The following is a 14,978-nucleotide window of genomic DNA, read 5'->3' as shown; positions in this document are numbered from 1 at the left end:
CAGCTGCTGCGTCATCCACTGGCTTTTCCGGCGAATGCCAGTTGCAATCCGCTAAAAAATGTTCTAACCTATTAATTGTTAAGACCTTTTAACTATTATTGAAATGAACCTATTCGACATGCGAGGTGAATGCCGCTGAACCCTCAGCATCCCCTCTCCCGACTGGTCGGAGAGTACATGCAGACGCTCGTCGAGCGCTTTACCAAGCTGCAGGACCCCGCCTTGTCGGCGCCGCAGTATTCCATCCTGCAGACGCTCGCCCGCGAAGGCCGCAAAACCTCGTCCGAGCTGGCCGCCCGCCTCGAGGTGACGCCCTCCGCCGTGACGAACCTCAGCACGAAGCTCGTGCAAAAGGGATACGTCGAACGGATCGTCTCCGAGCAGGATCGCCGGATCATGTTTCTGCAGATTACGGAATCCGGCATGGCAGCCGAAAAAGGACTGCTGGACCGATTCGAAGAGCTGATGGACGGAGCCTGGGAAAGCTTCACCGAAGAGGAGCGGAAGCTGCTCGAACGCTCCTATCGCCATCTGATCGACCACCTGCGGCAAGAAAAGAACTCCACCGGGACATCTTAGCATGGGCAGCATCCAGCATCCCAATTCATCGAATGCGGAGGAATCAACTATGGATCGACTCAAAGGAAAAGTCGCGATCGTAACCGGCGCAGCCGGAGGCATGGGCAAGGCGGACGCGCTGCTGTTCGCCAAGGAAGGCGCGAAGGTCGTCGTCACGGATTTGCAGGAGGACAAGCTCCAAGCCGTCGTCGAAGAAATCAAGGCGGCCGGCGGCGAGGCCGCAGGCTTCAAGCATAACGTCGCCTCCGAAGAGGACTGGCAGCGCGTCGTTTCCGAAGCGAAGAACGCTTTCGGCAAGATCGACATCCTCGTCAACAACGCCGGCATCTCGGACGCCACTCCGTTCATGGACCAGACGGTCGACAACTGGGAGCGCGTCATGAAGATCAACGTCACGAGCATCTTCCTCGGCCAAAAATACGTCATCCCGCATATGATCGAAGCCGGCGGCGGCTCGATCATCAACATCTCTTCGATCGCCGGCCTGACCGGCGGCAGCGGCACCGGACCCTATACGGCCAGCAAAGGCGCCGTCCGCCTGCTGACGAAGGCGACTGCGGTCGATTATGCGAAGCACAACATCCGCTGCAACTCGATCCATCCGGGCTTCATCGAGACCCCGATGACGGTCGACATGTTCAAGGATCCGCAAATGGTGCAGTGGTTCCAGATGCAGACGCCGCTGCCGCGTCTCGGCAAAGCGGAGGACATCGCGAACGGGGTGCTGTTCCTCGCCTCCGACGAGTCCTCCTATATTACCGGCGTGGAGCTGCCGATCGACGGCGGCTACTACGCGAAGTAATCCTGCCTGCCGCGGCTGACTGCCGCCTTGTAGCGGCTGCTGCCTCATAGCGGCCGGCGCTGCTCCGGCCCCCTGCCACGCGGACTAGCTGCGCGGACAAGCCGCGCCAAAAAGCCCGAGCCGCTTCGCAGCATGCGAAGCGGCTCGGGCTTTGGGCCGTCCATCGGATGCCAAGCTTGTTCCGTCTCAGCCTTCGACTGGATTTTTGGACAGCAGGCTCGACAGTTCCTTCATGAACATGTCGATATCCTTGAACTGGCGGTAAACGGAGGCGAAGCGCACGTAGGCGACCTCGTCCACCGGATAAAGCTGCTGCATGACGAGCTCGCCGATCGCCCGGCTGTCGATCTCGGCCTGGGCTGTCGTCCGCAGCTCCTTTTCGACCTCGGAGACGATCTCCTCGAGACGCTCGACCGGCACCGGACGCTTCTCGCAGGCGCGGATGAGGCCGCGCAAGATCTTGTCGCGGCTGAACTCCTCGCGGCTGCCGTCCTTCTTGATGACGATCAGCGGCGTTTCCTCGATCATCTCGAACGTCGTGAAACGGCGGCTGCACTTCTCGCATTCGCGGCGGCGGCGGATGGACTTGTCCCCGTTGGCGGGACGCGAATCCAGCACCTTCGTGCCGTTATGCTCGCAATAGGGGCATTTCATCGTTGGTCCTCCCTTTCCTCGGCTGGTTGCGCGGAGGCAAACCCGCTTCCCGCATGGACTTGCGGGCGTTTGTACAAATTTATCTTCTCCTTGCGTATGAAGCCGGCATTTCGGCACATAATACTTTTACCAACCGCGAGGAGGTGAAACGACAATGGCACAGAACAACGGCAGCAACAAGCTGGTCGTAACGGGTTCCCACGCAGCCCTGGACCAAATGAAGTACGAAGTTGCTCAAGAGCTCGGCATCGCCATCCCGCAGGACGGCTACTACGGCAACTTCACGACGTATGACGCAGGTTCCCTCGGTGGCTACATCACGAAACGCCTCGTAACCATCGGCGAGCAATCCCTCGCAGGTCAATATAAATAATTGACCTCATACCGAAAGGCCCGGAGACGCTCCCGCAGCGGACGCTCCGGGCCTTTTTCCTTCTCTCCCCCATTATACATAACGGGACCATTCGGGATAAAGGCTTTTGTACTTTTTGTAGTAATAATTGACTCTTTGCACATAATGACGAGTCTCTCCGTACGGCACCTGATCGAGCCGCGCCATCGTTCCGTCCCAGCGGCCTTCCTTGAGCCATTGGCCGACCTTGCCCGGACCGGCATTGTAGGCCGCGACCGATGCCGCCTGGTTGCCCTTGAACTGGTCCTGCAGCGAATGCACGTACCAGGAGCCGGCGCGGATGTTCTCCTCCACGCCGATCATGACCGTCTCGCGCGACATCGACTTGAATTTCGCCGTGTCGATGATCCATTCGGCCGTATCGGGCATGAGCTGCATGACGCCGCCTGCGCCCTTGCGCGACACCTTGTCCGTGCGGAAGTTGGACTCGACCCGGATGATCGCCGCGATCAGATAAGGATCGACCTGCTGCTCGGCGGCCGCCTGCTCGATGCTGTCCTTGAAGGCGATCGGATACATCAAGCGGCCGAGCCAGTCGGACTTCAAAAACAGCAGGGCGATGAAGCCGGCCAGCACGATCAGCAGCACCCGCTTGCGGACGAGCCAGCCCCAGCTCATGAGATCCCCCGCTCAGCCAGGAATCGCTCCGCCTGCCGCATCGTCTCTTGCTCGCTGCCGCCGTTGTCGATGACCCAGTCCGCACGCCGCTTCTTCTCCTCGAGGTCGAGCTGCAGCCCGATGCGCCGCCGCGCCTCCGTCTCGTCCATGCCGCTGCGCTTGATCAGCCGCTCGAGCTGGACATCGGCCGGCACGTAGACGACGAGCACGCCGTCATAAGCCGCGTCCTGTCCCGTCTCGTACAGCAGCGGGATGTCCGCGACGACGAGCCTCTCCGGCCGCTCCCGCTCCGCCTGCTCCATCTCGGCTTGCATATGCCGCCGGATCGCCGGATGCAGGATGCCCTCCAGCTGCCGGAGCTTGTCCGGCTGGCCGAAGACGATGCGGCCGAGCGCAGGCCGGTCGAGCCGGCCGTCTGGCTGCAGCACGCCCTCGCCGAATGCGGCGGCGATCGCCGCGAGCGCGGGCTCTCCCGGCTCGACGACGGCGCGTGCCGCCTCGTCGGCGTCCGATACGAAGACGCCTTTCTCCCTCAGCATGCGGGAGACGGTGCTTTTGCCGCTGGCGATGCCGCCTGTAAGGCCGATTCTCATGCGAGGTCCTCCTCCCTGTTTGCTTGTCCCGGATCTGGCCGGGCAGCGGATAAAATCCAAAATCCCCCCGTCGCGGGAGGGATCGATGTCAGTCTGGATCACGGGGCGGGCGTCGGCTCGAAAGCCGGCGTCACCAAAGCTTGCCGAGGCCGATCAGCAGCAGCAGCGTGCCCGGCAGCACGCTCAGCAGCTTCATGCGCTTGCCTCCGGAAAATCGGAAGCCGAAGCGCAGGCCGGCCGCCAGGAACAGGCCGCTGGCCAGCATGATGCTGAGCGCCGTCAGCCACGGCTCGAGGCCGACCATCGCCGCGCCGAGCCCCGCTCCGAACGCGTCGAGCGACAGCGCCGAGCCGAGCAGCAGCGCTTCGCCGGCGCTGATGCTGCCGGAGCTGTCGACATCCGCCGTCTGCGGCGAACGCAGAATCTGGATGACGATGCCGAGCTTCTTGATCTCGAGCGTCAGGACGGCGATCGACGGCACGGCGAGCTCGGCGGCGGCGCCCGAGCCGGAGCCGGCGGAAATCGCCGCAGCGGAGCCGCCGGCTCCCGCGGCAGAAGCGGCGCCCGCATGGCTGCCGTCTGGCGAAGCGGCAGCCTCGCCCTTTCGCTGCTCCTCGCCAGCCTCCGCCTCGGCGGATGTCCGCTTGGGGCGCAGCTGCTGGAACAGCGTGAAGCATCCGATGCCGATCAGGATGAGCGCGCCGATGCGCCTTGCGTCATCGGGGTCGACGAATCCCGTCAGCCAGGCTCCGACTTTCATGCTGAGCAGGATGACGACGCCCGAGCATCCCGTTATGATGAGCACGGACAGCAGCGGGATGCGGATTCGCCTCAGTCCGTACGTGATTCCGACTCCGAATCCGTCTACGCTGACGGCAAAGGACAGCAGCAGCAGCGGCAGCAGATGGGAAAGCATAGCCGAACAGTCCTCCCTGCGAATGGCTTTGCTCCATCCTATGCAGGGGCTGGGCATCTGTTCCTATCCGGCCGCCGATGCAGGCTTCGCCGCAGCGGACGGCAGCCGCTCGAAGCTAGCGGATCGCTGCCTCGGAGCGCTTGCGGCGCACGCTCGGCAGCGGCTGGCAGGCCGCGCAGAAATGGGTGCCTCGGCCGCCGACGACCGTCTTGACGATCGGCGCCCCGCAGCCCGAGCAGGGCTCGTTCTTGCGGCCGTAGACGAGCAGCTCATGCTGGAAGCGGCCTGCGTCGCCCTGGCCGTTGACATACGACTTGACCGACGAGCCGCCCGCCGCCACGGCGCGCTCCAGCGTCGCCCGGATCGAAGCATGCAGCTTGCGCCACTGCTCCGGCTTCAGCCGGTCGGCCGTCGTCTCGGGATGGATGCCCGCGAGATGCAGCGCCTCATCGACATAAATATTGCCAAGCCCGACGATGTATGCCTGGTTGAGCAGCAGCGGCTTGATCATCGTCGTGCGCTTCGCCAGCAGCCCGCGCAGCGCTTCGAGCGTGAACGTCTCCTCAAGCGGCTCCAGCCCGAGCTTCGCGAGCGGCGGCTGCGCGAACTCCTCGCCCGGCTCGAACAGATGCATCGTGCCGAACTGGCGCACGTCCTGGTAGCGCAGCTCGGTGCCGTCGGTGAAGCGGAAGCGCACATGCGTATGCTTGGCCACCGGCTCGCCGGCGTCATAAAGGCCGTAGCGGCCTTCCATGCGCAGATGCGAGACGAGCACGAGCCCGTCGAGCACGATGCGGATGAATTTGCCGCGGCGCTCGACGGTTTGGATCGTATGCCCGGCCAGGGCGGCGGCGAACGCCTCCGGCTCCTGCGGGCGCTGTATGATGCGCGGCAAGCTGACGACGACGCTCTCGATCGTCTTGCCCGCCGCGATGAGGGTGAGCGTTCGGGTTACAGTTTCTACCTCCGGCAGTTCCGGCATGGGGATCAGCACCTTTCTCTATCCTCACCATTATAACGGAGATAAGCGCTTCCTGCATGCCCAGCGAGCTGGGAAAACAACCAAGCCGCCTCCCCCGCCTCGCGGGAAAGGCGGCTGAAGGCCGTCCGTTACTTCGCTTCGTACCAGTTCGCTCCGTAGCTGACGTCCGCGCGCAGCGGCACGCTCAGCTCCAGGGCGCTCTCCATCACTTCGGGGACGAGCGCCTTCATCGTCTCGAGCTCCTCGGGATGCACCTCGAAGACCAGTTCGTCATGCACCTGCAGCAGCATGCGCGAGCGCAGTCCCTCGGCGCGCATCCGCTCCTGCATCTTGACCATCGCCAGCTTGATGATGTCGGCGGCCGTGCCCTGGATCGGCGTATTCATCGCCGTGCGCTCCGCGAACGAGCGCAGGTTGAAGTTCGACGCCTTGATCTCCGGCAGGTAGCGCCTGCGCTCCAGCAGCGTCGTCACATAGCCGTCGCGGCGCGCCTGCTGCACGATGTCGTCCATGTACTTGCGCACGCCCTGGAACGCCTCGAAATACTGATCGATGAAGCGCGCCGCCTCCTTGCGCGTGATGCCGAGGTTCTGCGAGAGGCCGAAGTCGCTGATGCCGTACACGATGCCGAAGTTGACCGCCTTGGCGGAGCGGCGCATGTTCGCGTCCACGTCCGCCTGCGCCACGCCGAACACGTCCATCGCCGTCTTCGTATGCACATCCAGATCCTGCGTGAACGCCTCGCTCAGTCCCTCGTCGCCCGAGATATGCGCGAGCACGCGCAGCTCGATCTGCGAGTAGTCGGCCGCGAGGATGAGCCAGTCCGGCTCGGACGGCACGAACGCCTTGCGGATCTTGCGCCCTTCCTCCAGACGGATCGGGATGTTCTGCAGGTTCGGGAACTGGCTGCTCAGCCGGCCCGTCGCCGCGATCGTCTGGCGGTAGTACGTGTGGATCTTGCCGCTGTCCGGACGGATCTCCTTGAGCAGCCCCTCCACGTAGGTCGACTGCAGCTTGTGCAGCTGGCGGAAGTGCAGGATGAGCGGGATGATCTCGTGGTACGGCTCCAGCTTCTCCAGCACGTCGGCGTCGGTCGAGTACCCGGTCTTCGTTTTTTTCATGACGGGCAGCCCGAGCTTGTCGAAAAGGATCTCGCCCAGCTGCTTGGGCGAGTTGATGTTGAACTCCTGGCCGGCGTGGCGGTAGATCGCCTCCATGTCGGCCTTGATGCCTGTCTCCAGCTCCGCTCCGAGCTGGCGGATCGTCTCCGCGTCGACGGAGATGCCTTGGCGCTCCATGTCGGCGAGCACGCCGGACAGCGGCTGCTCCAGCTCGTAGTAGAGCCGGTGCATGCCCGTCTCCTCCAGCTGGGCCATCTGCAGCGGCGCGGCCGCGCGCACGGCGTCGGCCTTGACCGCCAGCTGCGCGTACAGAGCCTCCTTGTCCGGCACCTTGAACTTCGCGCCCTTGCCGTAGACCGACTCGTCGGTCGGCACCGACGGCAGGCCGAGGCGCGCCGCGATGCCGCTGACGCTCTGGTCCGTCGCGGTTGGGTCGAGCAGGTAGGCGGCCAGCACGATGTCGAACGCTCCGCCCTGCAGATGCACGCCGAGGCTGGCGCTGAGCGCCAGCTCCGCGCGGTGCAGGTCGCAGCCGGTCTTCGGCGCGGAAGCATCGGCGAGCCACGCCTTGAACTCGGCGGCATCGCCGCTCGCCAGCCATTCGCCGGACATCGCATAGACGGCGTCCTCGGCCGCGTAGGCGGCTCCGATCAGCTCGGCGTGATGCGGGTTGTCGCCGATCGCCTCGAGGTAGAACGCGCCCGGAGCGCGGAGCGCCTGCTCGAGCGCCTCGCGCGCGGCGGTGTCGCCGATCTCGACCGGCCGGACGTCGAGCTCCTTTTGCGGCTCGGCCGATACGGGGGCTGCGGCGCCGAGGCCGAGCCGCTCGATGAGCGACTTGAACTCCAGCTTGCCGAACGCCGCGGCCAGCGTCGACGGCTCGTATCCTTTGTAGGCAAAATCGCCCGTCTCGCCGGCAAGCGGCACCTCGCGGAAGATCGTCGCCAGACGCTTGCTCAGCCGCGCCGACTCCTGATGCTCCTCGACGCGCTCCTTGAGCTTGCCCTTGAGCTCGCCGGAGCGCTCAATCACCGCCTCGACGGTGCCGTATTCATGCAGCAGCTTGAGCGCGGTCTTCTCCCCGACGCCGGGGATGCCGGGAATGTTGTCGGACGTGTCGCCCATGAGCCCCTTGAGGTCGATGATCTGCGCCGGCTCGAGGCCGTAGCGCTCGCGCACCGCCGCCGGATCGTACAGCTCGATCTCGCTCACGCCCTTGCGCGTGACGGCGATCGACACCCGCTCCGAAGCGAGCTGCAGCATGTCCTTGTCGCCGCTGACGACGATCGCCTGCACGCCCTGCTCGTCCGCCATGCGGGTGAGCGTGCCGATGATGTCGTCCGCCTCGTAGCCCGAGAGCTCGAACTGGCGGATGCCGAACGCCTGCACGACCTCCTTGATGAGCGGGAACTGCTCGGACAGCTCGGACGGCGTCTTGTCGCGGGTTCCTTTGTAGTCGGCGAAGCTTTCCGTGCGGAACGTCACCTTGCCCGCGTCGAAGGCGACCAGCACATGGGTCGGCTTGTGCTCCTCGAGCACCTTGAGCAGCATCGTCGTGAAGCCGAAGACGGCGTTCGTATGCAATCCAGCCGCGTTGGTGAGCGGCGGCATGGCAAAAAACGCCCGGTAGGCGATGCTGTTGCCGTCGATCAAAATCCACTTGTCCATATCAGGGCACCTCGTCGTCGTTATGATTGCTTCTACTATACCACACTCCGCTGGAAAACCTTGAAACCTTAGCGCTCAAATGTTCGTATCCAAAGAAAATATCAAACGAAAGCGAGGCATGGCTATTGATGGCAGGCATCGGCATCATCGGCGTCCTTTTCTTGCTTATTGCGCTCGGACTGTTCGTGCTTCACATCGCGCTCTGCGTATGGGCGTACCGAGACGCCCGCGACCGCGGCTACAGCAGCGAGTTCGCGCTGCTCGTGCTCCTGGCGCTGCTGTTCTTCCCGGTCGTCGGGCTGATCGTCTACCTGATCATCCGCGAGGATCGGCGCGGGAATCGGCTTCGCTGAATGGCAAAAAGGCATGGCTCCGGCGATCCGGAGGCCATGCCTTTTTCGTGCTTGCTCTAGCCTTGCTCTGCCGCTGCCGCCGCCGGCAGATGCGAAGCCGCGACGCGGTAGATCGTCACGCGGTTGCCGACGATCGGTCCCGCGCCTTCGCCGGCAGCAGCCGGACGGCCGTGCGCGCCGTGGCCATGGGCTTGACCGTGGCCGCCATGTCCGTGAGCCGGCTTTTCAGCCGCCTCGCCTTCGGCCTGCTGCTCCTGCCGCTTCGCATGCGCGCCGCGGAACGAGTCGCTCGACGCCCAGGCCTCGAAGTCGGCTTTGGCTCTCCAGGTCGTGCAGACGCGGATTTCCTCTTCGCCTTCGTTCTCGCTTTTGCCATGCAGCACGTCCATCCGGATGAAGCCTTCGAACGTGTGCACCTGCTTCGGCTTCGCGAACCGCTCCAGCACCGCCTCGGCGAATCCGGCCTTGACGACGATCCGGTTCTCGACGAGCACCGGGCCGGCGGGCTCTTCCTTCGCTTCTCCCAGCTTTTCCTTCAAATAAGCCACGACCTCTTGCGCGTCCGGCCCGCCCATCAGGGCGTGCTGCAGCAGCGTGATGCCATGCGGTCCCTTGGCATGCAGCTGAGACGGATGGCGCTCGATGACCGAGCGGACGAGCTCCAGCTCGCCGAGCATCGCCGCGCCGAACAGATCCAGACGCGCTCCCTGCTCGAGCAGCCAGTTCAGAATATCCTTGCGGCCGACGTGAGCGGCCGCTCCGGCCGCCGTCTCCCAATCGCCGCCGCCCCAGTTCATAGCGGCATGCAGCAGTCCCGGCTCTTCTTGCAGCAGCTGCTGCACGCGCTCCAGATCGCTATGGGCCGAGCCGACGAAGGCGCGTACCAGTTCTGGATTCAATGCTTGCTCAGACATTTGTCATCTCTCCCGTTTCCTGTGGTTGAATCGCTTCATGGCTCGAATCCGCGCTTGCGGATTCGGCCGGCGCCGCCAGCCGGCGTGCCGTTGTCGCACGCCGCGCCTGGAAGCTCGGCACGCCTTCGTCGGTCCGGATGCTGCCCTCGACGCCGAATACGTCGCGGAAAAACGCATGCGTAAACAGCTCGGCGGGCCGGCCCTGAGCGGCGACTCGGCCGTCCTTGACGGCAACGAGCCTGTCGCAGTAGCGGGCGGCTTGATTGAGGTCATGCAGCACGGTCACGACGGTCATTCCCTGCTCGCGGTTCAGCCTTTGGACAAGCTCCATCAGCTCGAGCTGATGGGCGATGTCCAGATACGTAGCCGGCTCGTCGAGCAGCAGCACCGAAGGCGTCTGCGCGATCGCCATCGCGAGCCAGGCGCGCTGGCGCTCCCCGCCTGACAGCGCAGGCAGCGGCCGATGCTGCAGCTCCTGCAGCGAGGCCGCCGCGATCGCCCAGTCGACGATGCTCTCATGCTCTTCGGCGCTTCCATCCTGGTACCATTTCAAATGCGGGTGGCGTCCCTTGCGCACCAGCTCGCGCACGGTCAGCTCCAATCCCGACTCCTGGGCTTGCGCCAGCATCGCGATTTGTCGCGCCACGGCTTTGGGCGGAATCGCCGCCAGATCTTTGCCGTCAAGCAGCGCCGATCCGCCGCGCGGCTTCATCAAGCGGGCAAGCATCCGCAGCACGGTCGACTTGCCCGAGCCGTTCGGGCCGATGATGCCGACCCACTCGCCTTTGACGATGTCGATGTCGACGCCGTGCACGACAAGCCGGTCGCCGTAGCCGTGCACGAGCGCTTCTCCGGTCAGACGGCTCATCGTTTCGCCCCCTTTCGCAGCAGATAAAGGAAGAACGGAGCTCCGAGCAGCGCCAGCAGGATGCCGACCGGGAACTCGATCGGATCGAACAGCGTGCGCGCCGCCGTATCGGCCAGCGTGACGAGCGCCGCGCCGCCGAGCGCGGACGCCGGCATGAGAACGCGGTAGTCCGAGCCGACAAGCATGCGGACGATATGCGGCACGACAAGGCCGACGAAGCCGACCATGCCGGCCTGGCTGATCGCCGCGCCGGCGAGGAATGCCGCGACGCCGACGATGATGAGGCGGTACAGCTCGACGCGCACGCCGAGCAGCTTGGCCGCGTCGTCACCGAGCGCCAGCAGGTTCGCCGGCTTGATCAGCAGCAGCGCCGCCGCAAGTCCGGCCAGCGCGTAAGGCAGCAGCGCGTCGGCATGCGGCCAGCTGCGGCCGTTCAGGCTGCCGCTCATCCACGGCAGCACCGATTGCACCTTTTCGCTGTTGAGGATCATGAGCGCCGACATCGCTGCGCCGAGCAGCGAGTTGACCGCGACGCCGGCGAGGATGAGCCTCACCGGAGATGCTCCGCCCTTCCAGGCGAGCCCGTAGATGACCGCGCTGGCCGCCAAGGCGCCGATGAACGCCGCCGCGGGCAGCAGCGCGATCTGCGCCGGGAACAGGATCATGATGGCGACAGCGGCGATGCCTCCGCCCGACGAGACGCCGATGATGCCGGGATCGGCAAGCGGATTGCGGAATACGCCTTGCAGCAGAGCGCCGGAAAGGCCGAGCGCGCCGCCGACCATAAGGCCGGTCAGCACGCGCGGCAGACGCAGGTTCCAAACGATTTGCCACGCCTCGGTGTCGGAGCGCCCGAGGAGCGAGGCCCACACGTCGGCGATCGGAATCCGGATCGATCCGAGCGCGAGACCGCAGACGACGCTGGCGACGACGAGCGCCGCCGCGCCGACGAGCACGGCCGCATGCCGCGCCGACGCCGGGCGCCTCGCCCGCTTGACGTCAGCCGGCGACAGGACGGCCGCCATGTCAGTTCACCTGCAGGAGCAGCTTGTTGATCGTCTTGATCGCCTCTGGAGCGCGCAGGCCCGGGTTGGCGGCGAACAGGTTCTGCGGCAGGATCTCGAACTGGTCGTCCTTGATCGCCGACAGGTTGTTCCAGGCCGGATTCGACTCGAACTGCTTTTTGAACGCCGACTTGACTTCTGCGGCGTCGCCATGGGCGATGAGCAGGATCAGGTCCGGGTTGGCCGCGACGATGCGCTCCATGCTGAGCTCGGCGTATTGCGGCATCGTGTCCATTTTCGGGAACTTGGACGCTACGTTCTCGCCGCCCGCCAGCTCCAGGAAGCTGCCCGGGTAGCTCGTCGGCAGAGCGACGACGAAGCTGCCAGGAGCGCCGTACACGATCAGCGTCTTCGGCTTGGTCGCCGGCTTCTTCAGGCTGCTCACCGTGCGGTCCATGTTGGCTGCGATTTCCTCGGCCTTTGTCTCCTTGCCGAGCAGCTTGCCGTACAGGCGCAGGGAGGACTTGATCTGATCATAGGAGTTGTGCGAGTTGAGCAGCACTTGCGCGCCGAGCTTCTCGATCGTCGCCTTCTGGCTGGCAAGAGACGGGCTCGCGATGACCAGATCCGGCTTGACGGATGCCAGCTTCTCGAACAGGATGCCGTGCGTGCTGCCGACTTCGACCGCCGATGCGGCTTCCGGCGGATTGACCGCGCCCATCGCCGTCGGACGGCCGACAACCGTGCCGCCGAGCGCGTAGATCATCTCGGTGTCGGACGAGGAAAGCGTGACGATGCGCTGCGGACGCTTGTTCAGCGTGAACGGTCCGGTGCTCGTCGTCAGCGTCAGCTTGCTCGAAATCGCGACCGTGCGGCTCGATTGCGACCAGGTGACCCACTTTCCGAACGCTTCCGTGATGAGGCGCAGCGGAACGAACGTCCTGCCGTTCTGGATGACCGGAGCGGCCTCCAGCTTCGTGGCTTTGCCGTTTATGTATGCCGTCGCAGAGCTTGCCGTCAGCTTGACGGTATCGCTTCCGCTCGTCGCCGTCACCGTGCGCGTCGAGCTGTTCCAGGTTGCCTTGCCGCCGAGCGACTGGACGATCGAGCTGTAAGGCACGAGCGTGCGACCAGCGGTTACGATCGGCTGCGCGTCGAGCGACAGCTTTTTGCCGTCGAGCGTCACCTGGATCGGCGCGGCAGCGGCGCGCGCCGTCGACGGCACGCCGGAAGCCGAGACGAGAATAAGTGCTGCCGCGGAAGCGGCGAGAAGCGATTTGGTGCTGCGGAACATGAAAGAAACCTCCCCGGTTGGATTAAGAATGAGAATCAGTATCATTTACTGAATCTATAATACTGATAACGATTCTCATTGTCAACGGGGTCCGACCATCTTTTTCCGCGCCATGGTAAAATGGAGAAATCGACCCGAAGGAGATGAACATCGACTATGACTTTCTCAGCTACGCCCGCCTCCATCCCGTCCGTCTACCTCGCCGGATTCGAGGTGTTCCGACCCGACGCGGCCGATACCGGCCGCGCGATGAAGGTGCTCTGCGCCGAATACGGCTTCCGCGGCATCTTTCCGCTCGACAAGGACATCCGTCCATTGCCCGACCGGCTGGACACCGCTCGCGCCATCTTCGAAGGCAACGTGCGGCTCGTCCGCCAGGCCGACTTCGTAATCGCCAATCTGAACGCGTTTCGCGGCGCCGAGCCGGATGCCGGCACCGTCTTCGAGTGCGGGCTCGCCTATGCGCTCGGCAAGCCGCTCTACGCTCATCTGGCCGATGCGCGGGACCAGGCCGAGCGTCTCGCGGCCGAGATCGATCCGGCTACCGGCCTGCATCGGGACGGGATGAACGTCGAGAACTTCGGCCTGCCGGTGAACCTGATGCTCGCCATCCCCGCCACCGTCGTCGAGGGTGGACTGGAGGACGCGCTGCGTCGCGCCTCCGCTGATCTGGCCGCCGGCGTGTTAAGCTTCGGTTAAACCCGACGAGTCGGGCAGACAAGCCGCTGCGCGAGGCTTATAATGGCAGGGAAGCGCCAGCGGCAGCTACGGATGCCGGTGTATGGCGCACCCGAGCCTGGCGCGACCGAGCCTGATGCGGCCGAGCCTGGCTCGACCGAGTCTGGCGCGGACGAGCCCTGGCGCGGCTGTTCGGCCGATGCGGCCGGCAGCCGGCGGCTTGGGCCGACCCTGCTTGCCGTATCCCATTTGAGAACCCGAAAGGATGGTCAAGATGAATTCCTCCCTCCAGCCGCTCGTCATTGGACATCGCGGCGCCGCAGGTGAAGCGCCTGAGAACACGCTCGCCAGCTTCCGGCTCGCCGCAGAGCAAGGCGCGCAGATGGTCGAGCTCGACGTCCATCTGTCCGCCGACGGACAGTTGATCGTCTGCCATGACGATACGCTCGATCGAACGACGGATGGCGCAGGCGCGATTCGCGACCAGACGGCAGAAGAAATCCGACGCGCCGACGCCGGAGCCTGGTTCGGTCCGGCATTCGCCGGCGAGCGCGTGCCGCTGCTGAGCGAAGTCTACGAGCTGCTGCCGTTGACGGTAGAGATCAACGTCGAGGTGAAAGACGCGGCCGGAGAGCAACTCGACGCCAAGCTGCTCGACTTTCTCCGTCAAGGAACGAACCTGTTCCGCACCGTCGTCTCCTCGTTCGACCACAAGCTGCTCGTCCGTCTCAAAGCTGCCGAGCCGGAGCTGCGCATCGGGCTGCTCTATGCCGCCGATCTGTATCATCATGCCTCCTACGCAGCTCTGCTCGAGACCGAGGTATGGTCGCTCCATCCGCATCACGGGCTGATCGGCCGCGAGGACGCCGAGGACGCGAAGGCGGCCGGCATTGCCGTCTACCCTTACACCGCCAATCGGCCCGAGGAATGGGAACGGCTGGCCGCGATCGGCGTCTCCGGCATCATCACCGATTATCCCGGCCGGCTGAACGACTGGCTGGCCCAGCGGGCCGGACGCTAAAGGCCCGGCGGGCGGGACGCTAAAGGCTCGTCAGGCGGACCGCTATTAGTCCGGCGGGCGGACCGCTATTGGTCCGTCACTCTCAGTCGCCGTCGAGCCTACGCCCTGCCTGCGGCTTGATGGCCGATCCGTGCATCCCCTTGCGGATGCCCCGGCTCACTGAATCTCGACACGATCCGAATTACGGCCTAGGCAGCATAAGACAGCTGATCGTACTCAACTGAATCCGGCTTCTCGAACTTGAGACACCTCAATCGGCCAACGCACGCTTAGGCGGAGCGAACCGGCTGAACGGCGTGTCTCTTTTTCTTGCCGGCAGCTTGAGGCGGCACATCGAGCCCGATCGCGTTTCGCGTTTTTTGTTCTTCTTGGTTTTCCTTGTCCGCTCCCCCCGGCCGCCCCGAAGTTCGACATCTTCGCGGCTAACGACTCCTGAAATCGTAAGAAGTCCCCTACGCGGCGTTGTGAAAATCTAACGACTCTCACGAATCTTAGCGAACG

General features: G+C 64.5%; 16 protein-coding genes and 1 pseudogene. 6 read left to right on the top strand and 11 right to left on the bottom strand.

Annotation, left to right across the window (positions count from 1 at the left end; all coding sequences use genetic code 11):
* Window positions 1–129: 129 nt before the first annotated feature.
* Complete coding sequence (locus tag H582_RS0106015) at window positions 130–579, top strand: MarR family transcriptional regulator (RefSeq protein WP_052333004.1); 450 nt, start codon at window positions 130–132, stop codon at window positions 577–579.
* A 49-nt stretch (window positions 580–628) separates the two neighbouring features.
* Entirely contained in the window at window positions 629–1,381 is a 753-nt protein-coding gene (locus H582_RS0106010) for an SDR family NAD(P)-dependent oxidoreductase (protein ID WP_028597819.1), read from the top strand.
* Window positions 1,382–1,567: 186 nt separating this feature from the next.
* On the opposite strand, the gene nrdR is transcribed toward H582_RS0106010, so the two are convergent.
* The gene (nrdR, locus tag H582_RS0106005; RefSeq protein WP_028597818.1) at window positions 1,568–2,035 is read right to left on the bottom strand and encodes a transcriptional regulator NrdR; all 468 of its coding nucleotides are present in this window, start codon (window positions 2,033–2,035) and stop codon (window positions 1,568–1,570) included.
* Window positions 2,036–2,189: 154 nt separating this feature from the next.
* Between nrdR and H582_RS0106000 the strand changes: the two genes are divergently transcribed.
* Complete coding sequence (locus H582_RS0106000; protein ID WP_028597817.1) at window positions 2,190–2,408, top strand: alpha/beta-type small acid-soluble spore protein; 219 nt, start codon at window positions 2,190–2,192, stop codon at window positions 2,406–2,408.
* A 72-nt stretch (window positions 2,409–2,480) separates the two neighbouring features.
* Here H582_RS0106000 and H582_RS0105995 read toward each other — a convergent pair whose 3' ends face one another.
* The 5 genes from H582_RS0105995 to polA form a co-directional block, all read right to left on the bottom strand.
* Window positions 2,481–3,065 (bottom strand): lytic transglycosylase domain-containing protein, encoded by a 585-nt coding sequence (locus tag H582_RS0105995; protein ID WP_028597816.1) that lies wholly within the window; start codon window positions 3,063–3,065, stop codon window positions 2,481–2,483.
* Window positions 3,062–3,658, bottom strand: a complete 597-nt coding sequence (coaE, locus tag H582_RS0105990; RefSeq protein WP_028597815.1) for a dephospho-CoA kinase — start codon at window positions 3,656–3,658, stop codon at window positions 3,062–3,064. The genes H582_RS0105995 and coaE overlap by 4 nt, the downstream gene beginning before the upstream one ends.
* 130 nt (window positions 3,659–3,788) lie before the next feature.
* On the bottom strand, window positions 3,789–4,574 hold the full coding sequence (locus tag H582_RS0105985) for a manganese efflux pump (RefSeq protein WP_028597814.1): 786 nt from the start codon (window positions 4,572–4,574) through the stop codon (window positions 3,789–3,791).
* Between the two features lie 115 nt (window positions 4,575–4,689).
* Window positions 4,690–5,556 carry a DNA-formamidopyrimidine glycosylase gene (gene mutM / locus H582_RS0105980; protein ID WP_028597813.1) on the bottom strand — a complete coding sequence of 289 codons (867 nt, stop codon included), beginning with the start codon at window positions 5,554–5,556 and terminating at the stop codon, window positions 4,690–4,692.
* Between the two features lie 128 nt (window positions 5,557–5,684).
* Entirely contained in the window at window positions 5,685–8,345 is a 2,661-nt protein-coding gene (gene polA / locus H582_RS26190; protein ID WP_043110976.1) for a DNA polymerase I, read from the bottom strand.
* Window positions 8,346–8,473: 128 nt separating this feature from the next.
* On the opposite strand from polA, the gene H582_RS0105965 reads away from it, so the two are divergent.
* Entirely contained in the window at window positions 8,474–8,698 is a 225-nt protein-coding gene (locus H582_RS0105965) for a PLDc N-terminal domain-containing protein (protein WP_028597812.1), read from the top strand.
* A gap of 56 nt (window positions 8,699–8,754) precedes the next feature.
* Here the strand turns inward: H582_RS0105965 and H582_RS32750 are convergent, their stop codons facing one another.
* The 5 genes and pseudogenes from H582_RS32750 to H582_RS26175 form a co-directional block, all read right to left on the bottom strand.
* On the bottom strand, window positions 8,755–9,192 hold the full coding sequence (locus tag H582_RS32750) for an antibiotic biosynthesis monooxygenase (RefSeq protein ID WP_276203376.1): 438 nt from the start codon (window positions 9,190–9,192) through the stop codon (window positions 8,755–8,757).
* A 42-nt stretch (window positions 9,193–9,234) separates the two neighbouring features.
* Window positions 9,235–9,612, bottom strand: a pseudogene (locus H582_RS32745) (ankyrin repeat domain-containing protein); the annotation flags it as partial.
* A complete protein-coding gene (locus H582_RS26180) occupies window positions 9,605–10,480 on the bottom strand; it encodes an ABC transporter ATP-binding protein (RefSeq protein ID WP_084136709.1) in 876 nt (291 codons plus the stop codon). The pseudogene H582_RS32745 and the gene H582_RS26180, both read right to left, overlap by 8 nt.
* The gene (locus tag H582_RS0105950; RefSeq protein ID WP_028597811.1) at window positions 10,477–11,505 is read right to left on the bottom strand and encodes a FecCD family ABC transporter permease; all 1,029 of its coding nucleotides are present in this window, start codon (window positions 11,503–11,505) and stop codon (window positions 10,477–10,479) included. Before H582_RS0105950 ends, H582_RS26180 begins: the two co-directional genes overlap by 4 nt.
* Before the next feature lies 1 nt (window position 11,506).
* Window positions 11,507–12,778, bottom strand: a complete 1,272-nt coding sequence (locus H582_RS26175; RefSeq protein WP_052333003.1) for an ABC transporter substrate-binding protein — start codon at window positions 12,776–12,778, stop codon at window positions 11,507–11,509.
* Window positions 12,779–12,934: 156 nt separating this feature from the next.
* Between H582_RS26175 and H582_RS0105940 the strand changes: the two genes are divergently transcribed.
* Both H582_RS0105940 and H582_RS0105935 read left to right on the top strand, forming a co-directional pair.
* A complete protein-coding gene (locus H582_RS0105940; protein WP_205621414.1) occupies window positions 12,935–13,477 on the top strand; it encodes a nucleoside 2-deoxyribosyltransferase in 543 nt (180 codons plus the stop codon).
* 253 nt (window positions 13,478–13,730) lie between these two features.
* Window positions 13,731–14,477 (top strand): glycerophosphodiester phosphodiesterase, encoded by a 747-nt coding sequence (locus tag H582_RS0105935; protein WP_028597809.1) that lies wholly within the window; start codon window positions 13,731–13,733, stop codon window positions 14,475–14,477.
* The last annotated feature ends 501 nt before the right edge of the window (window positions 14,478–14,978 follow it).

This window comes from Paenibacillus pasadenensis DSM 19293, assembly GCF_000422485.1.
Taxonomy (GTDB): domain Bacteria; phylum Bacillota; class Bacilli; order Paenibacillales; family Paenibacillaceae; genus Paenibacillus_O; species Paenibacillus_O pasadenensis.
The sequence above is the reverse complement of the archived record's forward strand: the minus strand, read 5'-3'. Positions and strand labels throughout refer to the sequence as shown.